The 23264-nt window shown below is 63.2% G+C and carries 14 protein-coding genes and 1 pseudogene; 6 read left to right on the forward strand and 9 right to left on the reverse strand.

What is annotated here, in order from left to right; genetic code table 11:
- Positions 1–57: 57 nt before the first annotated feature.
- The 3 genes and pseudogenes from ABIE45_RS06105 to ABIE45_RS06115 form a co-directional block, all read right to left on the reverse strand.
- Entirely contained in the window at positions 58–561 is a 504-nt protein-coding gene (locus ABIE45_RS06105) for a hypothetical protein (RefSeq protein WP_192711450.1), read from the reverse strand.
- Positions 562–1388: 827 nt separating this feature from the next.
- Complete coding sequence (locus ABIE45_RS06110; RefSeq protein WP_192711451.1) at positions 1389–1715, reverse strand: hypothetical protein; 327 nt, start codon at positions 1713–1715, stop codon at positions 1389–1391.
- 168 nt (positions 1716–1883) lie between these two features.
- Positions 1884–3184, reverse strand: a pseudogene (locus ABIE45_RS06115) (flagellin).
- 388 nt (positions 3185–3572) lie between these two features.
- Between ABIE45_RS06115 and ABIE45_RS06120 the strand changes: the two are divergent.
- Positions 3573–3998, forward strand: a complete 426-nt coding sequence (locus ABIE45_RS06120) for a hypothetical protein (protein WP_373622198.1) — start codon at positions 3573–3575, stop codon at positions 3996–3998.
- A 38-nt stretch (positions 3999–4036) separates the two neighbouring features.
- Here ABIE45_RS06120 and ABIE45_RS06125 read toward each other — a convergent pair whose 3' ends face one another.
- Positions 4037–4159: a hypothetical protein gene (locus ABIE45_RS06125; RefSeq protein ID WP_373622199.1), complete on the reverse strand. Its 123-nt coding sequence runs from the start codon at positions 4157–4159 to the stop codon at positions 4037–4039.
- A gap of 1294 nt (positions 4160–5453) precedes the next feature.
- On the opposite strand from ABIE45_RS06125, the gene ABIE45_RS06130 reads away from it, so the two are divergent.
- Positions 5454–6479: an IS110 family transposase gene (locus tag ABIE45_RS06130; protein ID WP_373622200.1), complete on the forward strand. Its 1026-nt coding sequence runs from the start codon at positions 5454–5456 to the stop codon at positions 6477–6479.
- A gap of 374 nt (positions 6480–6853) precedes the next feature.
- Here the strand turns inward: ABIE45_RS06130 and ABIE45_RS06135 are convergent, their stop codons facing one another.
- Together ABIE45_RS06135 and ABIE45_RS06140 are read right to left on the reverse strand one after the other, a co-directional pair.
- Positions 6854–8938 (reverse strand): response regulator, encoded by a 2085-nt coding sequence (locus ABIE45_RS06135; RefSeq protein ID WP_192711455.1) that lies wholly within the window; start codon positions 8936–8938, stop codon positions 6854–6856.
- A complete protein-coding gene (locus tag ABIE45_RS06140; protein WP_192711456.1) occupies positions 8935–14748 on the reverse strand; it encodes a HAMP domain-containing protein in 5814 nt (1937 codons plus the stop codon). Before ABIE45_RS06140 ends, ABIE45_RS06135 begins: the two co-directional genes overlap by 4 nt.
- A gap of 247 nt (positions 14749–14995) precedes the next feature.
- Between ABIE45_RS06140 and ABIE45_RS06145 the strand changes: the two genes are divergently transcribed.
- Positions 14996–15199 carry a hypothetical protein gene (locus ABIE45_RS06145; protein WP_192711466.1) on the forward strand — a complete coding sequence of 68 codons (204 nt, stop codon included), beginning with the start codon at positions 14996–14998 and terminating at the stop codon, positions 15197–15199.
- A gap of 44 nt (positions 15200–15243) precedes the next feature.
- On the opposite strand, the gene ABIE45_RS06150 is transcribed toward ABIE45_RS06145, so the two are convergent.
- A complete protein-coding gene (locus ABIE45_RS06150; RefSeq protein WP_373622201.1) occupies positions 15244–15432 on the reverse strand; it encodes a hypothetical protein in 189 nt (62 codons plus the stop codon).
- A 793-nt stretch (positions 15433–16225) separates the two neighbouring features.
- On the opposite strand from ABIE45_RS06150, the gene ABIE45_RS06155 reads away from it, so the two are divergent.
- The 3 genes from ABIE45_RS06155 (at position 16226) to ABIE45_RS06165 (ending at position 21021) form a co-directional block, all read left to right on the forward strand.
- Complete coding sequence (locus tag ABIE45_RS06155) at positions 16226–17596, forward strand: PAS domain S-box protein (protein ID WP_192711457.1); 1371 nt, start codon at positions 16226–16228, stop codon at positions 17594–17596.
- Between the two features lie 1177 nt (positions 17597–18773).
- On the forward strand, positions 18774–18974 hold the full coding sequence (locus ABIE45_RS06160; RefSeq protein ID WP_192711458.1) for a hypothetical protein: 201 nt from the start codon (positions 18774–18776) through the stop codon (positions 18972–18974).
- Positions 18975–19404: 430 nt separating this feature from the next.
- The gene (locus ABIE45_RS06165) at positions 19405–21021 is read left to right on the forward strand and encodes a cyclic nucleotide-binding domain-containing thioredoxin-disulfide reductase (RefSeq protein WP_192711459.1); all 1617 of its coding nucleotides are present in this window, start codon (positions 19405–19407) and stop codon (positions 21019–21021) included.
- A gap of 751 nt (positions 21022–21772) precedes the next feature.
- Here the strand turns inward: ABIE45_RS06165 and ABIE45_RS06170 are convergent.
- Together ABIE45_RS06170 and dps are read right to left on the reverse strand one after the other, a co-directional pair.
- Complete coding sequence (locus tag ABIE45_RS06170) at positions 21773–22198, reverse strand: MucR family transcriptional regulator (RefSeq protein ID WP_192711460.1); 426 nt, start codon at positions 22196–22198, stop codon at positions 21773–21775.
- Between the two features lie 400 nt (positions 22199–22598).
- Complete coding sequence (gene dps / locus ABIE45_RS06175; RefSeq protein WP_192711461.1) at positions 22599–23141, reverse strand: DNA starvation/stationary phase protection protein Dps; 543 nt, start codon at positions 23139–23141, stop codon at positions 22599–22601.
- Between the last annotated feature and the right edge of the window lie 123 nt (positions 23142–23264).

The raw sequence follows: 23264 nt of genomic DNA on the forward strand, positions 1-23264 counted from the left end.
CAAGCGCTTCCGTGTGCGCCTCGCTGGTAACATGCACAGCTCATGGTTGAGTAGATGTCAGACCGGCTCTTGCGCGGGCGAAAAAGCACTCAACGAACAGGCTGCGCACGCCCGTCGTGACATATCCGGCGGCTGAAGCGACAGGAAGAGGGGAGCACCGTGAGGCTCAAGCCGCATTACCGGGTTCCACCCGGCCGACCCCGCCTGCAGCTCGTGCATAGCCGGGCCGAGGTCCCATTCGTAACCTCTCCGCCGATCCTTGATCAGGCCATCGCAGAAAGCACGGCCGCCGACGTGATGGCGAAGCGTCGCCGTCTCGGCGCTGGTGTCTATGCCGATGATGTAGTCTGGCACCTCCGGTACCGGCGCGGCCTCACCGACCCAGTCGCGATCGAGCGCATCGCCCTGGTGGCCGCTGGGCTCGTGATTATGCGGACACGCGCTGCCATCGCTGCTCATCGCCGCCCAAAGCCAACTCGTCGCCGGCCGACGCAAAGCTCGACGATTCTGCAATTCGAATTTCAGTTTCTCGATTAGCCCCGTGCAGCGTGATGCTGCCACCTCACTGGGTTCACTGTAGGCAGAGCCGCTGGGGTAAATGCTGGGGCGCGACCAAGAGCAACGGCATCAAAGCTCATGAAATCAGAGCGATGCCTCGGAAATTGGTCGGACCCCCTCTCCGCCACTCAAGCATGACGCACACCATAGATTTGCGTTTTTTGCAGTGATCGTTGCTATGATCGCGGCATAGTTTTGCGGCTGCGGCACCGCGATCATTGAAAAATCAGGGAATTTTCTCCGAGCTTGTGGCGGTCGCGCTTTGAAGGAGGCCGTGATTGGTCTGCACTTCAGGACCACCAGTTCTGAGCGTGGTTCGACAAGCGAGGATGGGTACCCAATGCGAACCGATATAGGCATGCCGCCCAAACCACAGCGCCTCTGAGATCGTCTGGTGCCTCGGCTGTCACGTTGTTCCGAAGGCCCTAGTGGTCCCAAATCTGACGCGTGATTTCCATTCCTGAGGTACGCCCCGAACGGAAGGCGGAAGCTTCTCTAACGTCCGGAAGCGGACTTAAGAACGGTTGGGTTCGCGAGTGTGAGTCGCGCCATAAGCGGCCCTCCTAACAGAACCGCTGGAATGGCCGCCTAGCTTTCGAAGGCTGTCATTTACATGGAATAGCAGGTTCCGGCGGCCACAACGTCCTGATGTCGTGGCACACCAGATTGACCTTCGGAAAGCCTGGGCCGTACGGTCAGGCATCATGCCCAAGGCCTATTCCTACATCCGGTTCTCCCGTCCCGAGCAGATGCGCGGCGACAGCCTCCGCAGGCAGATGGCCAAGGCGGCCGCCTGGGCTGTGATTCGGGCCATGCCGTTCCCAGCCCGGTCAGTTGACCGACATGACCAGGGCGCCTTCGGCAGCCCGGACGAAGCGGGCGCGGTCCCGTGTTTCCCCCTTGCCGCTAAGCGTGGCGGTGAACTCGCACACGTGCCCGGCGCCGATCTCGACGGGCTGGCAGCCGATTTTCCGGAACGCGGTGATGGTCGGCATCGCCGGCATGCCGCCGCGCCCGGTCCCGACCACGAACGCCATCGCCGCGGTCTGCTGCTGGTACAGGGTAGACGTGAATTTGGTGACCGCTTGGAGCATCTCGGACTCGGACGGCTCGCCGGAACATGCGGCCAGGGACAGGCCGAGGGCGGCCACGGGCATTGAGAGTGATCTGAAGGGCACGGAAGTGGATTCCTGGTTGTGGGTGGCGAAGGGCGGTTGAGGCGAGCGCGTACGCCGGCATGGCCCGACGTGGCCGTGCGATGCGCGCGTTCACCCGAGCTAAGCGACACCCGGCGTCGCGACGCCGGGATGCCATCGGAGGGAGGTTCAGCGCAGGAGCTGCAGGATGCCCTGCTGGGCCGTGTTCGCCAGCGACAGGGCCGAGACGCCAAGCGATTGCCGGGTCGAGAGGGCCTGTGAGTTCGCCGCCTCCTCATTCATGTCGGCGTTCACGAGGTTTGCCGCGCCAGTGTCGAGGATGGTGTTGACCGTCTTCGTGAAGTCCTGCCGGGTCTGCACGCTGGACAGGTTCGATCCCAAGCCCGACTGTAGGCTCTTTAGGCTGGCCAGCGCGGTCTTGAGCGTGTCCTGCATCGAGGCCAGACCCTTGTCGGTCTGGATGTCGAATTCCCCGTCGGCGGCCGTGCCGTTCACCGCCTTGGAGACGCCGAGGCTATCGGCGGTCAGTTTGCGCCCGCTGACGGCGAGCTTGGATTGGTCCGTGCCGGTCTTCTCGTTGAACGCCACGGTCAGCATGTCGCCGCCGAGCAGGTTGATGCCGTTGTAGCCGGAGTCCTTCGCGATCTGGTCGATCTGGTCGCGCAGGTCGTTGAACTGCGAGGCCAGGGCGGTGCGGGCGGCCGAGGTCTTGTCGCTCGACAGGCCGCGGTCGTGTACGCGCCCGCCGTCAGGCCGATGGCCGTGTTCGAGTCCCCAGTCTTCGCCTTGACTAGCGCCGCGTCGGCGTCCGCGCCGCCGCCGAGGCCGACCTTCAGGCTGTCGGAGTTTCCGGTGACAGTGATCTTGCCGGCGTCGTCCACCGCGGCAGAGGCGAGGCCGGAGGCGTTGATCGCGTTGACCAGGTCACCCACCGTCGCGGTCTTGTCGAGCGTCTTCGTGAACGTGTTCTCGCCGTCGGTCAGCGTGATGGCGACCTTGTCGCCGGCGATGCCGAGCGAGCCCGCGGAGGCGTCGGAGGGCCGCGCGGCGGCACCGCCCAGCGCCATGTTCATGACCGTAGTGCGCAGGCTGGTGCCCGCGGCCTTCGCCTCGGCCGCGGTGGCCAGGGCGGAACCCGTGGCCGTCGGGCGGTTGGCGGCGGCCTCGGTCTGAGCCTGGGTGATGGTGGACTGGAGCGACTTCACGAGGTCGCCGATCTTGGACGCGCCGTTGTTGGCCGCCTGGATGGTCTGGATGCCGTTCGAGATCCCATCGAGGAGGCTGGAGAGAGCGCTCGACCGGTCGGACAGCCCCTGGGCGGTGAAGTAGTTCACCGGGTTGTCGAGGGCTGAATTGACCTTCTTGCCGGTGGAGAGGTGGCTCTGGTTGGTGGCGGCCAACGCCGCGGTGTCCTGCAGGGACAGCAGGTTCTGCCGCGTGGCGGCGGACAGGGTGATGGACGAGGACATCCGGAGGCTCCGTTCTGTGCCGTTCTCCGCCAGTTCGGCGGCAGATACATCCTCGGAACACGCGCTTTCAGGAGCGGTAAATATTTGAGTTCTCCCAATGGAGACTGGGTACTTATCGTCCAGATCTCGGTATTTTTTGTCCAGAGCTACAAATTCGAGCCTGCTTCACAGGAAAATGGACTTCGGCGTCAACGCTAGGTTGGCTTTTAGCTTGGCCGTTGCTACACGGGTTGCCTACCGGTCCATCACGCGGCCGCAGCGATCCATGTGACCGCATGATTGGCGACCCTCGACCGGACACCAGGGCCCAGAGGCCTTCCTCGCAGGATGCCGGCTCGCCGCCGCCTGATGGCGGTTGGTGTCGCTTGCAGGCGACGGTGCTACGACTTTGGCCGGCCTCGAGGCGGCACTGGCTTCGACTCTTGCAGGTCGAATCGCGGAGGAGATTGAACTCGGCGCCGGATCGGCCGGTGCAGGGCTTGGACCGGCTTCCGATCTCGCGATCGCTACGCACATCGCACGCAACATCGAACTGAGCTATGGCTTCGGTCATCTCGGCAACATCCATCTGGAGGCGGCATCCGGCGAGATGATCATGATCGCGGGTCTGCTGCCGGCGGTCGCCGAGAGACTACGTCGTGCGGGTGAGCGGGCACGAGCGATTCTCACGGAGCGCAGGCCGGCCCTGCAGGCGATCGCCCATCTCCTCGAACGAAAAGGGTACCTCTCCCGGGTAGAAATCGAACGCGTCTTGGCGACCAACGCCGAACAGAATCCGTGCGGATCGGTCTCCGACGTCGAGGAGGTGCAGTGATGTTCGTGTTACCGCCTTCCGCCTCCGAAATGGGCGATCTACAGCTTCTCGCGGACGCGATCGATGCCTTGTGCGAGATCCTCGACGGCGATCGCGAGATTCTCATCGAGGGTCTGACCGAGATAGTAAGAAGACGAGTAGAGTTCGAAAGACTTAGGCATGATCTCAGTCGTGGAGTTGCCCAGGACTAAGATTTTCGAAGTGGAACGTTTCTGGCTCGGACGTTCCGCCAACAAACGTCACTGCGTTAGGCCCCGGCGCGTAAGGCAAATATGTTCTCCGCGTCGGGGCATCCGTTCGCAAACACGCGATCTTCCAATCCGGCCTCGTGTTGCCGATAGGAATGAATTTCCGTTGCCGAACCCTACTTCTTCCTTGGAAGCGGCTTGATCGGGGCAAGCTCGATCCTCGGAGGCGGTCGTTTTTCTACGGCGCCGACCGAATTTTTCTCTCTTCTGATTTTCTGAACCACCTTGATGGTGGTCGTCGTGGACGAGGGGTTCGGCGTAGCTCCGGCCAAGCGCGATGAGCGTCGTACCTTGGTCTCGACCACCACGGGCCGTTCCCTCACAAAGGTTGGACCGTCCGGCAATGCTTCGGCCTCACGCTCGGCTTCATGGCGCTCGTCCTCGGAAGAATGTCGAAAACCCATAGGGGCGACTGTCCGGAGTTGCTCGTGGATTACGAGTTTCACGCCTATCGCGGCACGGCTGTAGGAGATGTTACCATTCCTTCGACATTGCTTCGGATCGAAGCAATGTCGAAGGAATTCGCCTACCTCGGCGCAGGCTCGCGAGGGTCGTCTCGAGCGCCGCATCGGGAAGGTTTGCGGCCGGTTATGACGGGACACGAGTTTAAAAACGCTCTGCGGCGCCTTGGTCGCACTCAGATCGGATTCTCGCACGAAATTGGAGTTTCCCGCCGCACTGTACACCTATGGGCCGAGGCGAGGGCCGCCTGCCCACGCCATCTACTTGATCAGTTTGATCGAGCGGTATGCCGTGCCGACAGAGCACCAGACCTCAATCGAGCGGCCGCTGCCCGATCCAGCAGCGGCACTAGACTCGATGCTTTCAGTGGCGGCATCCAGCGGTATGCGCCACGAATTTGTAGGTGCGGTGGAGGATTGGTTGGCAAATCATCGGTGGTCCGATCACTGATTTGTTGTTCGCACAGGCTCAGTTCGAACATCAAAGAACGAAATTTCTGAGCGGTCGTGGCGGACTGAAGATCAGATTTGGTGGATGGCCTATGCTTCATTTAACGGTAGAGGAATGCCAAGATGCGATAGGCGTCTATGTAGCCCTGGCCGTGTCTTAAAAGCAGACGGGCCGCAAGCGGCCAGACTCCGTCGCACCAGATCGCCGTCGCACGCAGGAGCGTAGGGGTGGACGCCCCCTGACGGCATCGCTGTGCCAGAGTGGAGGTGTTGCAACACCACTGCAGGAGGCGTCCATGGGTGAGGTTAGCACAGTCGGGATCGATCTGGCTAAATCAGTTTTCCAGGTTCACGGCGCGGATACGAGCGGCGCCGTCGTTTTCCGCAAGAAGCTGCGGCGCGATCAGGTGCTGACGTTCTTCTCGACACTTCCGCGTTGCATGGTCGCTATGGAAGCATGCGCCAGCGCTCATTACTGGGCCCGTGAGATAGCCTTGGCAGGCCACGAAACGCGGCTTATTCCACCAGCCTACGTGAAGCCGTTCGTGAAGCGGCAGAAGAACGACATGGCCGACGCTGAGGCGATCTGCGAGGCGGCGCAGCGGCCGACGATGCGGTTCGTTCAGGGCAAGAGCGCGCAGGCCCAGGCCTCCGCAGTGGTGTTCCGTACGCGCGACCTGCTCGTGCGTCAGCGGACTCAATTGATCAATGCACTACGCGGGCACCTCACGGAGTTCGGGTACGTCGTTCGCCACGGTGTCGGGCACGTCGGCAAGCTCGTGGCGATCGGTGTCCGCGACCCGACATCCGACGTGCCAGCCGAGGCACGGCCGGTCCTGGCCATCATTGCGGGCAGCCTGGAGGCGCTCCAGGCGCAGATCGCGCTTCTGGACCGCGAGATCGCTCAACGCGCGAAGGACGATGCCGTGGCCAAGCGGCTGATGACGATACCGGGTGTCGGCCCGGTAATCGCGACCGCACTCGTGGCTTTGGCACCGGCCGCCAGTACCTTCCGCCGCGGGCGCGACTTTGCGGCTTGGCTCGGTCTCGTCCCGCGGCAACACTCCAGCGGCGGCAAGGAGCGGCTGGGGCGAACGACCAAGATGGGCGAGCGCAGCTTGCGACGGTTGCTGATCCTGGGCGCGAGCTCTGCGACCAAGGTCGCGGCGCGTGATCCCGATAAAGCTCGGGCGTGGTTGGCCGGCATGCTGTCGCGCAAGCCGCGCATGCTGATCACCGTCGCCCTGGCGAACAAGATGGCGAGGATCGTCTGGGCCTTGATGGCCCATGGCGGCTCCTACAGAGCTCCGGCCAAGGCGTGATCGCCGCGGCCTGAGGCGTCAGGGAGGCAGGGAAGGTCCGTTGAGAGGTATGGCGCAACGGTCAGAAGACGGGGTCGAGAAAACCAGTGAATGTCCAGGCGCCTCGAGCGCGCCAAAGCGACTTGGACCCGATCCGCGATCTCCATACAGGCCCGCAGCCGTGAGCATGGCTGCATCAAAAGGCCGGACACACGGCAGCACCTGAACCTGCGCGCACAGATCTCTCAAACACCCCCTTGAATCCGATGGGGCGTCCACACACGGACATTCAGCTTTGCGCCCAACCCGGTCATCCAAAGCCGGAGGACAACTTCTTCGAAGCGGACATCGCGATCTAAGCGGCGCTCCGTCCGCACTCGATAGCTGTCAAGCGGTCATTCAAAAGTCGTCTCCTCGCGAGAGTCGCTCAGCAAAATCCGTAACATTTCAACTAAATCGCTCGCGCGATACGGCTTCTGCAGCAACTCGAAGCCATTGGTGTCCTGATCTTCTCGGAGATAGCCAGAGGTCAGCAGGATTGGCATTTGCGGCCATCGCTGACGAATGGTGTGTCCAAGCTCGATGCCGTTCGTTGCACCAGGCATGTTCACGTCGCTAAAGACGAGGGCGATGTTCGTTTCCATCTGCAAGAGACGCAAAGCCTCGCTCCCATCCTGCGCACTGAGCACCCTGAATGCTAGCGTCTCAAGGGTTGATACAACGGTGGATCGAACATCAGCGTCATCCTCAACGACGAGCACGGCCTTGCCGGCGCCGTTGATCGGGTTCGACGCTCCGGCAGTCATCCCCGGATCGATGTCCTGGGACGTACAATTCCTGCTAACAAGCGCGGGCAACGTGATAACAAATCGGGTGCCCTGGTCAGGGCTGCTGTCGACAGAGATGGTTCCACCACTCTGCTGCACGAAGCCGTAAACCATGCTGAGACCGAGGCCGGTTCCCTTGCCAGCCTCCTTCGTTGTGAAGAAAGGTTCGAATACGCGGGCGAGGATAGCGGGCGACATCCCGGTACCCGAGTCGGCGACCGCAATTTCTACGGAGCTTGAGTCTTCCACGCATCCGGCCGCAGGTGCGTCGCGACGCTGGATGCAAATGCTCAACGTGCCTCCGTCCGGCATCGCATCCCGCGCATTTACAGCGAGGTTGATGAGAGCGGCTTCGAGCTGGGCGTGATCGACGCAGACTTCCGGTAGGTTCGGCTCCACGTTCGCGGAGATCGTGATCCGCTCGCCGAGCGTACGCTCGAGGAGCTTGATCAGGCCAGGGATGAAGCTCGTGAAGTCGATCTCTCTTGGCTGGAGAGGAGAGCGCCGGGAGAAGGCCAGCAGACGGCTGGTGAGTTCTGCGCAGCGTTGCGCCCCCTCGATGGCACTCTCGATGCGACGGAGCGCCTTCTCATTCCCCTGGAGCGAGCCCTTCATTAGGTCGAGATTGCCGATCACGATGCTCAACATGTTGTTGAAATCGTGGGCGATCCCGCCGGTCAGACGGCCGACTGCCTCAAGCTTCGAGGCGTGCTGCAAGCTGAGCTCAAGCTCCTTGCGCTCAGTCACGTCGAACCACATCCCGAAGAGCTCGACCGCCGTTCCGCTCTCGTCGCAATTGACCGCGATCTGGTCGAGGATGTGCCGCTCCGTGCCGTCCGCGTTGCGCCAGCGATATTCCAGAGCCACTGCGCCAGCCTCCGAGACGGTGCGCAGAGCGGCCAAAACGCGGTCCCAGTCTTCCGCTTCGAGGCGGGACTCCCAGAGGCTGGATTTGGCGAAAGCGTCGCGCGAGAAGCCGGTGATGCGCTCGATGCTGTCGTTCGTGAAGTGGAGCCGCCGGTCTTCCACGCCGAGCGGTGAGGTATAGAGCGCGATGGGGAGGCCGCGCAGCACGGCGGCCTGATGCTCCGCCTGCCTGCGCAGCGCCTGCTCGGCCTCAAGCTTCTCGCCTCGCACGCGCAGGTTCTCCAGGAGCAGCTGCTTCTCAGCCGCCGCCTTGCGCTTGATCTCTTCGGTCTTGCGGTACAGGTCGACGAAGACGTCGACCTTCGATTTCAACACGAGAGGTTGGATGGGCTTGAACACATAGTCCACCGCTCCCGCCGAGTAGCCGCGGAAGATGTGCATGTCGTCTTTGTTGTGCGCCGTGAGGAATAGGATCGGGACACGCGCCGTGCGCGAGCGGCTGCGGATGAGCGCGGCCACCTCGTAGCCGTCCATGCGCGGCATCTGCACGTCGAGCAGGATTACGGCGAAATCTTCTCGGAGTGCCCGGCGCAGGGCTTCCTCCGGTGAGTTTGCCAGGACGAGGTCTATCGCCGGATCAGCGAGAATCTCCGAGGCGGCGAGCAGATTGCGCTGATCATCATCGACGATCAGGATTTTAGCCCGGATAGCATCCGCGCCGGCGAGCGCAGCGAGCTGTTCGGCAGCACCCGTACCAGTCGGATAGAAATCCAGTCGGTCCGTCATTGTGTCTGCCGTTCAAGGTCCTGTGCGCCGCCACGAACCGGCGCGGCGCCGTTCATGACCTCCCCACGCCTTGCCAGTTGCACGCGCAGCACGGCGAGAAGCTGATCCATGTCGATCGGCTTCGAGACGTAATCTGACGCGCCCGCCTCGAGGCACTTCTCGCGGTCGCCTTTCATGGCCTTCGCGGTCACCGCGATGAGCGGCAAGCTCCGGAAGCTGGACTGGGCCCGGATCGCCCGCATCGTCTCGTAGCCGTCCATCCCGGGCATCATGATGTCGATCAACATCGCATCGATGTTCGGGTTAATCTTGAGCAGCTCGATACCGTCCTGCCCATTCTCCGCGAACAGAACCTCCAGCCCATGCTGCTCAAGGGCGCTCGTGAGCGAGAAGATGTTGCGTAGGTCGTCGTCGACCAAGATGACGCGACACCCCTGGAGTGACGCCACGTCCTTCCGCTCGACGCGGATCTGCTCGTCGACCGGAACGCTGGCGATGGCGCGATGCAGGAACAGAGCAGTTTCGTCGAGGAGCCGCTCAGACGAGCGCGTATCCTTAAGAATGATCGTCGAGGCGGTCTGCCTGAGCTGCTGCTCCTCTGCGGCCGTGAGCTCCCGGCCCGTATAGACGATGATCGGCATCTCCTCGCCCTCCTGCGAGGCGCGGATTTGCTCGATGAGCTCGGAACCGCCGATATCGGGCAGGCCGAGATCGATGATCGCGCAATCGAACCGGCCGCCAGTCAGGGCTTCCAGCGCGGCCGCGGCCGTGCCGACCCCGAAGATCTTGACGTCTTCCTCGCTCATGAGCGCCGTGATGCTGGCGCGCTGGTTCTCGTCATCCTCGACGAGCAGGAGGTTGCGCACGGGCCGCGTGATGAACTCCTTCGAGCGCTCGAGGGCCCGCATCAGGCCCTCGCGCTCCACGGGCTTCTCCAGGAAGCCGAAGGCCCCCGCGCGCAGGCCGCGCTTCTTCTCGTCGTTGACCGAGATGACGTGGATCGGGATGTGCCGGGTGCGCGAATCGTTCTTCAGGAGGTCGAGCAGGGCCCAGCCGTCCATGTCGGGCAGGCCGATATCGAGGGTGATGGCGTGCGGCTTGAAGCGATGGGCGAGGCTCAGCGCGCCGGCGCCATCCTGCGCGATCAGGCCCTTGAACCCGCGCTCGCGCGCAAGTTCCAGCAGCACCGAGGCGAACATCGCGTCGTCCTCCACGATAAGCACGATATGATCACCCGGATGGATGGCATGACGGTCATCCGCCGAGGCCGAGAGCGCCATCGCGGCATTTGGCTGCCGGCCCATCAGCGCCGAGGTCCCGTTCCCCTCAGATATCTCCACTGCGCGGCCCGTTCCCGTTTGAACGGGCGGTTCGAAGGGCAGGAACAGGGTGAAGGTGCTGCCCGAACCGACCCGACTTTCCACCACGATCTCGCCGCCCAGAAGGCGGGCAATCTCGCGGCTGATCGCGAGGCCGAGGCCGGTGCCGCCGTACTTGCGGCTCGTGGTCCCGTCGGCCTGCTGGAACGCCTCGAAGATGATGCGTTGCTTGTCCTCGGCGATGCCGATCCCGGTGTCGGTGACGGACAGGGCCATCCACTGGCTCCCGGCGCGCAGCGGCGACCCCTCCGCGGAGCCAATCTTGAGGGAGACGCTGCCCTTCTCGGTGAACTTGAAGGCATTGGAGAGAAGGTTCCGGAGAACCTGCTGCAGGCGCTTCGAATCCGTGCGCACCGCGCGCGGCAGGCCCTGCTCGACATCGATAACGAAGGCGAGGTGGCGCTCCTCGGCGAGCTGCCGGAAGGTCCTGTTGAGGTTCTCGACAAGGTCCTGCAGCGTCACGTCACCGATTTCGAGCGACACCGTCCCGGACTCGATCTTAGAGAGATCGAGGATGTCGTTGATCAGCGACAGGAGGTCGGTCCCGGCCGCGTTGATGGTCTTGGCGAATTCCCGCTGCTTGTCGGTCAGGTTTCCATCCCGGTTCTCGGAGAGAAGCTTCGAGAGGATCAGCAGGCTGTTGAGCGGCGTGCGCAACTCGTGGCTCATATTGGCCAGGAACTGCGACTTGTAGCGCGAGGTCAGGCTCAGCTGCTCGGCCTTCTCCTCCAAAGCCGTCTTGGCGATGGAGACCTCGCGGTTCTTGCCTTCGACCTCGCGCTTCTGGATCTCGAGGAGCCGGGCCTTCTCCTCCAGCTCTTCGTTGGTCTGCTGCAGCCGCTCGCGCTGGTTTTTGAGCAGGTCCTCGGATTGCTGCAGCGAGGCAGCCTGCAGCTCCAGGCGGTCGTTGGTCTTCTTGAGTTCCTCTTGCCGGCTCTGCAATTCGCCGGTCAGGAGCTGCGACTGCTTGAGGAGGCCTTCGGTGCGCATGTTGGCGGCGATCGTGTTGAGCACGATGCCGATCGACTCGGTGAGCTGATCGAGGAAGGATTGATGCGTCTCGCTGAAGCGGTTGAACGAGGCCAGTTCGATGACCGCCCGGACCTCCTGCTCGAACAGGACCGGCAGCACGATGATGTTTAGAGGCGGTGCCTCGCCGAGCGCCGAGCCGATCGTGATGTAGTCGCCGGGGACGTGGGTGAGGAGGATGCGCTTCTTCTCGAAGGCGCATTGACCCACGAGACCCTGACGAAGGCGGTACCGGTTCGAGAGGTTCTTGCGCTCCGTAAAGGCGTAGCTTGCCATCAGATCCAGGACGGGCTCTCCGCCCTCGTCCTCCACCATGTAGAACACGCCGCGCTGGGCGTTCACGAGAGATGCGATCTCGGACAGGATCAGATTCGACACGGTGGCGAGGTCGCGCTCGCCCTGCAGCATGCGCGTGAATTTGGCGAGGTTCGTCTTCAGCCAATCCTGCTCGGCGTTCTTGAGCGTCGTGTCCCGCAGGTTGCGGATCATCTCGTTGATGTTGTCCTTCAGCGAGGCAACCTCGCCGGAGGCCTCGACCGAGATCGAGCGTGCAAGATCGCCCTTCGTCACGGCGGTCGCGACTTCCGCGATGGCGCGCACCTGGGTCGTGAGGTTCGCCGCGAGCTGGTTCACGTTGTCGGTCAGGTCGCGCCACAGGCCCGCGGCACCCGGCACCCGGGCCTGACCGCCGAGCTTGCCCTCAACACCCACCTCGCGGGCCACGTTGGTGACCTGATCGGCGAAGGTGGCGAGCGTCTCGATCATCTCGTTGACGGTGTCGGCTAGGGCGGCGATCTCGCCCTTGGCGTCCACCGAGAGCTTCCTCTTGAGGTCGCCCTGCGCCACCGCGGTGACGACATCCGCAATCCCGCGCACCTGTCCGGTGAGGTTCGCAGCCATCATGTTCACGTTGTCGGTGAGGTCTTTCCAGGTCCCGCCGACGCCGCGGACCTGTGCCTGTCCGCCGAGCTTGCCCTCCGAGCCGACCTCGCGGGCGACGCGGGTCACCTCGGAGGCGAACGAATTGAGCTGATCCACCATCGTGTTGATGGTGGACTTGAGCTCCAGGATCTCGCCCTTCACGTCGACCGTGATCTTCTTGGACAGGTCGCCGTTGGCCACCGCGGTGGTCACGTCGGCGATGTTGCGCACCTGCCCCGTCAGGTTGGCCGCCATCATGTTCACATTGTCGGTGAGATCCTTCCAGGTTCCGCCGACGCCGCGGACCTGGGCCTGACCGCCGAGCTTGCCCTCAATGCCGACCTCGCGGGCGACGCGGACCACCTCCGACGCGAAGGAGTTCAACTGATCCACCATCGTGTTGATGGTCGACTTGAGCTCCAGGATCTCGCCCTCGACGGCGACGGTGATCTTCTTGGACAGGTCGCCGTTGGCGACAGCCGTCGTGACCTCGGCGATGTTGCGCACCTGGCCGGTCAGGTTGGCCGCCATCATGTTCACGTTGTCGGTCAGGCCTTTCCACACGCCGCCGACGCCCTTGACCTGCGCCTGTCCGCCGAGCTTGCCCTCGGTGCCGACCTCGCGGGCGACACGGGTCACCTCGGAGGCGAACGAATTGAGCTGATCCACCATCGTGTTGATGGTCGACTTGAGCTCCAGGATCTCGCCTTTGACGTCGACGGTGATCTTCTTGGACAGGTCGCCGTTGGCCACCGCGGTGGTCACGTCGGCGATGTTGCGCACCTGACCCGTCAGATTGGCCGCCATCAGGTTGACGTTGTCGGTCAGGTCGGCCCAGGTGCCAGCGACGCCTTCGACGCGGGCCTGTCCGCCGAGCTTGCCTTCCGAGCCGACCTCACGGGCGACGCGGGTCACCTCGGAGGCGAAGGAATTGAGCTGATCCACCATCGTGTTGATGGTGTTCTTGAGCTCCAGGATCTCGCCTTTGACGTCGACGGTGATCTTCTTGGACAGGTCGCCGTTGGCCACCGCGGTGGTCACATCGGCGATGTTGCGCACCTGACCCGTCAGATTGGCCGCCATCAGGTTGACGTTGTCGGTCAGGTCGGCCCAGGTGCCAGCGACGCCGCGCACCTGAGCCTGTCCGCCGAGCTTGCCCTCCGAGCCGACCTCGCGGGCGACGCGGGTCACCTCGGAGGCGAAGGAATTGAGCTGATCCACCATCGTGTTGATGGTGTTCTTGAGCTCCAGGATCTCGCCGCGCACGTCGACGGTGATCTTCTTGGACAGGTCGCCGTTGGCCACCGCGGTGGTGACGTCGGCGATGTTGCGCACTTGGCCGGTGAGGTTGGCAGCCATCATGTTGACGTTGTCGGTGAGGTCCTTCCAGGTTCCGCCGACACCTTCGACCTGGGCTTGACCACCGAGCTTACCCTCCGTGCCAACCTCGCGCGCGACGCGGGTAACTTCCGATGCGAAAGAGTTCAGCTGATCCACCATCGTGTTGATGGTCAGCTTCAGGGCCAGGATCTCGCCCTTGACGTCGACCGTGATCTTCTTGGATAGATCGCCTCGCGCCACCGCGGTGGTGACCTCGGCGATGTTGCGGACCTGGCCTGTCAGGTTCTCGGCCATCATGTTCACGTTGTCGGTCAGGTCCTTCCAGACGCCGCCGACGCCCTTCACCTGAGCCTGCCCGCCGAGTTTGCCCTCGGAACCCACTTCCTTGGCGACGCGGGTCACCTCGGAGGCGAAGGAATTGAGCTGATCCACCATCGTGTTGATGGTCGATTTCAGATCGAGGATTTCGCCTTTGACGTCGACGGTGATCTTCTTGGACAAATCGCCGTTAGCCACAGCTGTCGTGACCTCGGCGATGTTGCGCACCTGACCCGTCAGATTGGCCGCCATCAGGTTCACGTTATCCGTGAGATCCTTCCAGGTCCCGCCGACGCCCTTGACCTGGGCTTGACCGCCGAGCTTGCCTTCCGAGCCGACCTCGCGCGCCACGCGCGTCACCTCGGACGCGAAGGAGTTCAGCTGGTCGACCATCGTATTGACCACCTTGCCGATGCGCAGGAACTCGCCCCTCAGCGGGCGGCCCTCGATCTCGAGCTGCATGGTCTGACCGAGATCGCCCTTGGCCACCGCCCCGATGACCCGCGCGACCTCGGTGGTCGGTTGAACGAGGTCGCCGATCATCGTGTTGACCGAGTCCACGCAGTCGTTCCAGCCGCCGGTCGCCGCCGGCAGCTTGCCGCGCTCATTGATGCGCCCGTCCTTGCCGACCGCGCGCGCGACCCTGTCGAGTTCCCGCGCGAGCCCCTGATTGAACTCGACGATGTCGTTGAACGCTTCCGCGATCTCGCCATCGATGCCTGTCAGGTCCAGCGGCAGGCGGGCCGAGAAGTCGCCCTTCCGAAACGCGCGGAGGCTCTTCAGGAGGAGCTTCGGCTCCAACTGCGACGTGGTCGGCGTCATTCAGATACAACCCCAAGGTAGCTGCTTACGGCCAGGCGAGATGGCCGTCTGGAACGCAGATGGCATCGAAAAAGCACCGACGACGACGAACAGCAATAGGGCCCGACGTGGATGGTTGCCCAATCGTTCGACTCGCGGAGTGGGCTAGTACGTTGCACATCCTGACGGGCATCGATTGGACCGAAAACGGAGCGCAGGTCACCGGATGTTGCTGTTTAGCTTTCGATGCACGCTTTGGACCTAATGCATGTTAGCGGCGTTCGGCTTTGGTTCGGGGCGTCTCCCGACCGCTTGCGGGAGTGAAATCATCGCGGCATTGATCGTGCGCGTCAGCGGCGGCAACGGGCTGACCCCGATGATGAGCATGCTGGAGACGATCACGGCGGCTACGTCTGAGCGGCCGACCTGGTACGTTCCCGAACGCAGTCACGCTGCCCACCAGCCGGTTTGACCCAAGTTCAAGTTTCCTCGAGAGCAGCCTCGTCGGGCGGTCCGCTATGCCGCGATTGAAAGCCCGAGCACATCCGCCATCGTGATCGGCCGCTTGGCCACGCTGCAGAGGTGCAGCAGGGTGGACTGGCGGAGCCGCAGGTCGCCTATGACCTCCAGTCCGGCCGGCCGGCGGACGGACAGCGGTGCGAACGCCAGGATGATCCCGGCGAAGGGGGTGGGCAGGGGCAGCATGGCGGTGTCTCTTGGCGGGGACGCCACCAGCCTATCCGTCACGCCCGCTTCGTCAGCTCCGCCCACTCGACCCGCCGCAAATGGCCAAAATCGAGCTTAGCAGCGGATCGGGAATGAGGATCACCGCGGAATCTACACGGCGACCGACCGACTGTTATGCCGGCTAACAACCAAAAATTGTAGGCTGTCTTGATCCAGTTAATTTCTCAGTCAAATCCGCTGACGCACGCTCCAGTGAGAACCGGTACTTGCATGAGTTCAGGCAGCGAAAGGGCCGCCGCTTCAAGCAATCCTCGGAGCATCACCATGACCGCTCGTGCGCAATCCCGCGATGAAGCTCAGGCTCGATATCGAGTGTACTGGCTCGGTGGTGAAGGGCGGATTGATGGTGCAGAAGCTATCCGATCTTTAAACGACGATGAGGCTATCGCTACAGCACGCGGGATGACGGACGGGCGCAGCGTAGAGCTGTGGGACAGAGGCCGGTTCATAGGCCGCTTTGATCCAACGAGCCTAGCCTCGGGTGAGTAGCCACAGGGCGACCTGATTGGCCGACGGTCGTACATATGTCACGCCAGAGTCCAATGCTCGGCTCGTCCGCTGAGGGTAGGTTGTAATACTGCGCCCTGTAGCCCTGCTCCACCAATCCGCATGCAATGCTCTGATGGCGGGCGCCCGCGGCCATTCGGAACAGTGCAGGCGCCGCCCGGTTCAACAGCGAAGGATCTGAGGGGCTCTGCCTGTGACGCGTGAACCTGATGGCAGCCATGCTTACGCGCCGCCGGATTCCGCTTTGTTCAAGACCGCTCTGGACGCGATCGGCGAGGCGGTACTCGTCACCACACCAAACCTCGATGCGCCCGGGCCGGTGATCCTCTACGCTAATCCCGCCTTCTCCCGCATGACTGGCTATACCCCTGAGGAGGTGATCGGCCACTCCCCGCGCTTCCTGCAGGGACCTGACACTGACCGCGCAGTTCTCGACCACGTCCGTGAGAGACTCTCACAAGGCGTCGCCATTCAGGGCGAGACGGTGAACTACCGCAAGGACGGCAGCACCTATCGCGTCGAGTGGCTGATCACACCCATGCGCAATGAATCTGGCGATCTCACCCACTGGATCGCGGTCCAGCGTGACATCACAGATTTGCGGCAGGTCGAGGCGGCTTTGCGCGACAGCGAGGAGCGTTTCAGGCAGTTCAGCGAGGCTTCGTCGGACCTAGTCTGGATGCGAAATGCCGAGACGCTACAGCTCGAGTATGTAAGCCCTGCCTTCGAGCGGCTCTACGAGTCCAATCGCAAATTCGCACTAGCTGACACACACATCAACACCTGGCTGTCCTTCGTTCACCCGGAGGACCGGGATCGCGTCATGGCCGGTGTACGACGAGCCCGCACTGGCGTCTCGGTCACCTACCAGTTCAGGACAGCTGACACCTCCGACGGCGGCTCGCGCTGGATCGAGAGTACGGCGTTTCCGCTGCCGGACGCGGAAGGTCGCGTGCGACGCATCGGTGGCATCGCAAAGGACATTTCCGAGCAGAAGGCGAATGCCGCTCGCCTGGAAGTGATGGTCGCCGAATTGCAGCACCGCACCCGCAACCTCCTGGCGGTCGTGCGCTCAATCGCGATGCAGACCATGTCACGCACCGGGCCGACCGAGGCGTTCACGAGACAGTTCAGCGACAGGCTGTCCGCCCTCTCACGCGTCCAGGGTTTGTTGTCCCGCTCCGAACAGGTGCCTATCACCATCCGGATGTTGATCCAGACAGAACTTGACGCGCTCGGCGCTGACACTGTGCGGGATCGCGCCGTGCTGGAAGGGCCCTCAGTCCGGTTGCGCAAGGCTGCGGTGCAGACCCTCGCGCTCGCCCTACACGAACTCGCCACCAACGCGTGCAAGTACGGGGCGCTGTCCAGCGAAGCTGGTCAGCTCTCGATAAGGTGGCAGATCCACAAGACCGATGCGGGACAGCGCCGCCTCGTGCTGGACTGGGTCGAGGAGGGCATCAAAGGGCCGAGCGGGGAGTACGGCGCCGTGATGCGAAGTGGCTATGGCCGAGAACTGATCGAACGCGCGCTACCCTACGCGTTGCGAGCCCTGACCAGCTACGACCTGGGCGAGAAGGATTTACGTTGCCGGATTAATCTGCCGCTCAGCTGACTTGCTAGAGATTGAGAGAGGCCGATCGGTCCACCCGGTCGCCCGACATGTCACCGGGACAGTTCAAAGCTCAGATGTCGGCACGGCGCAAGACATCATGCTGTGCCCGTCCATCTCCGAAGATTGCGATCTCGTTGGACGCGCAGCCGCAGGAGCTGCTTCAGCTTCGTGACCAACAGCCCTGCGGCCTCTGATTTGTCTCGCCCCTCTTAGTGCAACGCGCGGAGTCGATGCAGCAGAGCGGTGACCTCCTCATCGGCCGCCACGATCCTCGCATTCTGCTGCAGCAGCTCCTCGATCCGGGAGTCTGACATGCTCGTCCAGAAGCTTCTTCCGGCAGCTACGCGAGCGGCTCGCGTCCGAGCCAATCGCGTTGGAACGGTTCGCCCGTGCACGCCGTCTCTGGTCCGTGGTCGGCAACATCCTGACACGAGGGAGGCACTTCATGTTTCGCAAATCCACGTTGGCTGCGCTCGGCGCACTGACCCTAGCCGTTGGCGTCGTGGGGGCCACCTCGCCTGCCATGGCCGATCCGCCATGGGCCAGGGGTGAGCGCGGTTTCCGTCACGGTGGCCCGCCGCCCTGGGCACCGGCGCACGGCTATCGCGGCCACCGGGAGTTTGGCGGCTACGGCCGCCGGGACGTGCGCATCTACGAAGGACGTCCCGGCGGTTATGGCAGCTACGGTCGCTACAGAGCCGCTAGCGCCTCAAGGACGGTTCCCAGGGCGTCGGCGGTTCGGCGGGCCCTGTATCACAGCGGCGCACGACCGGCAGCACCGCGCGTAGGTGCGGCCGGATCGGCGCCTCGCTCTGTCGTGATGATCCGGGAGCATGCAAGAAGGACGCCCGAACGGTTTCAGCCGTTCGAGCGTTCCTGGTGCCTCGATGCGATGAGGCGCCGTGAGCAAGGCGCCGGGAGGGTGCCATGCGCACTTGGAGGACGATGGATCGGGCCCCGCACGATGGGCGGTGGATCATCGCCATCAACCGTGACGAGCCCGACCAGCGCGCCATCATCCGCTGGGATCCCAAGCGCGCTGACGATGCAGCACCTTGGCACGTCGCCTCGTGCGAGCACAGCTACCGGACCGACGCGTTCACACACTGGATGCAGTTCCCCGACTGCCCACCCGTCGATGGCAGGAGCGTAGTCCGGCAAGTTGAAGGAGCCTACGATGGAAGCGAAAGCCCTCGCAGTCCTCTCCCTGCAAGTTGAGATCTGTCCTGAGGACTCCTCGCGCTATCGCTGGGTCATCCGCGATCAGGACTGCATCCTCCGGCAATGCCTCTACTCGTTGTCCGACGAGCAGACGGCGCTCCGTCAAGGCGAAGCCGCTCTCCAGGAAATGGCCGCTCTGTGGCGTGACGCGCAGTGAGAGGTGAGAGCCGGCGGTGCTGGTCGTGACGTGGTCGGCCGCAGGGTAGCGGTCGTATTGGCTGCGCGACCTGTGTCCGCTTTCAAGAAAGGCGCCGATGCGCCATTGCGGCGATGTTGAGTCGGAAGCCGCGCGTCCGCTTTTCCGGCGGACGTCCTCGAGAGCAGACCGGCTGCTTCCGGCCAGACTACGCCATGCGGGATCGCTGAAGAGCGCAAAAGCGGCCGTTCAGCTTCGCGCCCATTTCGGCCATTCGTTGGTCGTCGTTGGCATCTCCGAAGCAGACGTCGGCTCGGGCCGGATTGCAGGTCCTACGCACCATTCCGAACCTGCGGCGCCGCTCAGACAAACGTCCGCGCCGAGAGTCTTGCCTAGCGAAATCGATCCGACGATGCTGCGCCGCAGCGGATGACCTGCGACAGGAACCACCATGGAATCGATCGGTCGTGACCTGCGCGAGATGCAGCGCATTCCCCTCGCCGCAACGCACGTCGCCGCACTCCGGGCCATCGGAGCCGAGAAGCACTACCCGGCCGGCACCTTCCTCGTGCGCGCCGGCGACCCCGCCGACCGCTTTGTCTATGTCGAGGCTGGCGAGATCGAGGTGGTGAACCCGTTCACGGACGAGCGCCATCTTCCTTCCACCCTCGGGCCAACTCAGTTCATGGGAGAGATCTCGTTCCTGAACGGCGGCGTCTGGTCGATGCCCATGCGAGCGTGCACGGATACCATCGTCACCGAGGTGCCGCGTCCGGCGATGCTGAGGTTGTTATCCGAGATCCCGGAGATGTCGGACATCATCATCACGGTTCTTGCCGCAAGGCGGCGCCGCCAGCTCGACTCACACGATGGCACCTTGGTGCTCATTGGCGAAGACAACGATCGGAGCGTCCGGCGGATCGCGGAGTTCGCCAGCCGCAACCGCCTCCCCTACAGGTCCTACCCGCTGGGCAGCCCGGAGGCGGCGAGCGTAGCCACGAGTTGCTCGATCTCGTCCGAACGACCGGCGGTCATCTTCGGCCGGGACATCGTTGTGACCGAGCCAACGCCCGCCAAGGTCGCGCAGCTGCTCGGTCTCGACTACGGCCTCGTCGACGACGAGGCCTTCGACGTCCTCATTGTAGGCGGTGGCCCAGCCGGCGTCGCGGCGGGCGTCTATGCGGGAGCAGAGGGGCTTCGCGCGTTGGTCATCGAGGATGTGGCGATCGGCGGTCAAGCCGGCACCTCGAGCCGGATCGAGAACTACATGGGATTCCCAACCGGGATCTCAGGCGCAGATCTCGTCTGGCGCGGTGAGGTCCAGGCGATGAAGTTCGGCACGCGGTTCGCGATGCCGCGGCGTGTGGCGAAGCTGGAACGGCTTGAGGACGGGTCGTTCTGTGCGACGTTCGACAACGGCCGGCGCGTCCGGGGACAGGCCGTCGTCGTCGCGACGGGCGTCCAATACAGGCGATTGCCAATCGAGCGCCTGGAGGCTTTCGAGGGCGCAGGCGTCTACTACGCTGCGACGGAGATCGAGGCCCGCTACTGCAGGAATGCCGAGACGATCATCATCGGTGGCGGCAACTCGGCGGGCCAGGCGGCGATGTATCTCAGTCGCTCGGCCCGGCACGTTCGCCTGCTGGTGCGCGGAAAATCGCTCGCAACCTCTATGTCGCGGTATCTTTCGAGTCGGCTGGAGGCAGATCCGGCGATCAGCATTGAGTATGGGGCCGAAGTCATTGCCCTACACGGCGACGACCATCTTGATGCGGTGACGATCCGCAATGTCGCCGACGGAACGACGCGCACGATCTCGACATGTGCCGTGTTCGTCATGGTTGGCGCCGCCCCCAATACCGGCTGGCTCTCTGGGCTCGTAGAACTCGATGGCCACGGTTTCGTCCTGACTGGGGACGCGATCGGCGCGAGTTCACCCTATGCGACGTCTCATCCGGGAATCTTCGCGGTCGGCGATGTCCGCGCCAACTCCGTCAAGCGTGTCGCAGCCTCGGTCGGCGAGGGATCGGTCGTCATCTCCAAGGTGTGGGAACACGTTCGGAAGTAGACCTCGCCTCACATGCCGCGTCCGATCGGGGCCCCGGATCCCCTGATGACGGGCTCGCGCTCTTGCCGTTGCAGCCCGGCGGATTGCGACGTTCAGCCGAGGCCCTCGGGACCTCGGCGACTAAGCCCTGAACTCAGTTATGCCGTGACGAGGCGCGGATTGCGGTCAGCGTGCCGGTGTTGGATCAAAGCCAGCGTGTCCGCTTCTTCGTTTTGGCCGCTCTGAAGCGGGAGGGGCGGTTTTCGGCCAACCTAAGTCGTGCCAGACCGCCACCGGGCGCAAAAACGGCCGTTCAACTTCGCGCCCATTGCAGCCGTTCAACCGCACTTACTTGCATCTCGTAAGCAGACATCGAAGAGAGGCTCAGTCGTTTAGCGAAAAATGTTACCCACTATAAAATCTGCGCTCCGGCTGGTCGAGCGAGCGGCGTGTTTGCCACACAATCGCTGTACTCTAGCGTGTGCCACACCTCGACCGGTTGCACGACAACCGTCAGAAACGCTCGCCGGCCATTTCCTCGCTCCTGGCCTGCAACGCAGGAGCCATCCACACAGGACATTGACACTCGCCGGACCAAACATCTTCGGTGCGTCCAGAGCAGACATCGGTTCGCCGCCTAGTGGCGGTCATGCAGTCTTTCGAGCCCCATCGCGGCTTTCGCTCAGGACCCTCGCTACGCAGCCTGAGCGAGACGCCATGCCCTAGAAGGTGCCCACGCGCAGGCAGCCGGGTATTTGCGATGATAGGCGTGCTACTTCGCTCGGCCGAGGCCGAAACTCCGCGCCAGGGCTGAACGCACGTCAGAATAGCCGGCGGCGGTCATTGGGTAGTCGGCGGGCAGGCCCCACTTTGCCCGGTATGCCTCCGGGCTGAGACCTCGCAGGGTTAGATGCCGCCTCAGGGTTTTGTACGGCTTGCCGTCCTCGAAAGAGACCAGTGCGTCATACGTGATGGACCGCTTGATCTGCGCGGCCGTGGGCCTCTCTTCGCCGGAATGGGCTGAAGTCCGAGTCTGACCGAGGCCGGCAAGCGCCACGTGCGTGGAGACGATCAGCAACGGCAAGTCCGCGTGCGGCAAACTATTATTAGCTACGTAGGCTGCAACGACCTCTGCCGTCAGAGAAATCGAGCCAGGGACCGACGGTCGGTTCACTCCCGAAATTTTGTTTCGTCTCATTAGGTGTAACCATCGAAGATCAAAAATTGAGGGCAACGCGAGAGACCCTGTAGCCGTCACGTCGATCCGCGGCGCCGGGTCGAGGCACGGCCTGCTACGTCGGCGCCGCCCAGGCCGGCACGCCTCTGCAACCGGGGCCGCCTTGTCAGCATACAGAGCCGCTCGTCGGCGGCAGGCCTCGATAGTGGTCGGCTTGGCGCTGCCACGAAGAGGATGCGCTTCGACCGACGACCGCCATCACCCATTGATGCCGGCCGCCGGCCGAAGCTCCCGCGCGACTTCAAGGCCCTACACGCTCGTCTGCCCAAACCAAGTGACAAGGGCCGGACACTTCTAGCGTGATCCGTTCCGCCACATGTCGGATCCGAAGTCGAGCGTGCAGGCGATGGTTCGCGAATTACTATCGGTCGGTGATGCGTCCTGGGCCGGGCATCGATCCGGCCGCCTCCTGAATATGTGCCTCAAGGAACCAGAGTTGTTTATCGACGCCGCGGGATAGTTCCGTGAACAAGTCCGCGGTGCCAGCATCGCCCGCCTCGTCCGTATCGTCTATGTTTCGACGTACGGCGCTGGCGAAATCGGCATATCGATCGGCCAGCGCTACGATATGGCTGCCGACCGCGTGTGCATCGATCGGATAAGGTGCTAGGCGCGATCTCGCAGCCACTGCGGCTACCGTGCCGCAAGCCGTTCCACCAAGCTGGACGATGCGTTCGGCTACCTTGTCATTGAGATCGTCCAGTTCGTTGCGAAACGTGTCAAGCATGAGATGAACGCCGATGAATTGCGCCCCCTTTAAATTCCAGTGTGCCTGCTTGATAGCTAATGCCAAATCAATCCCGTCTGCCAATCGCTCACTTAATGCCTGAATCGAAACGCTCTTCGCGTTCGCACTTACATCATTGCGTGTTCCGTAAAGTTGAAGATTCGTGAATTCGTTCATGATCCGGTTCTCCGCATGAGCGGCACGTCTCTCGAGCCGCTTGGTTGAGCGGCGAGGCGCCCGCCGTTAGTCCTCGAACAGGCCTGCCGCGATTGGCGACGGCGCAACAACTGATTCCCCTGC

The organism is Methylobacterium sp. OAE515 (genome assembly GCF_041806315.1).
GTDB classification, from domain to species: Bacteria; Pseudomonadota; Alphaproteobacteria; order Rhizobiales; family Beijerinckiaceae; genus Methylobacterium; species Methylobacterium tardum.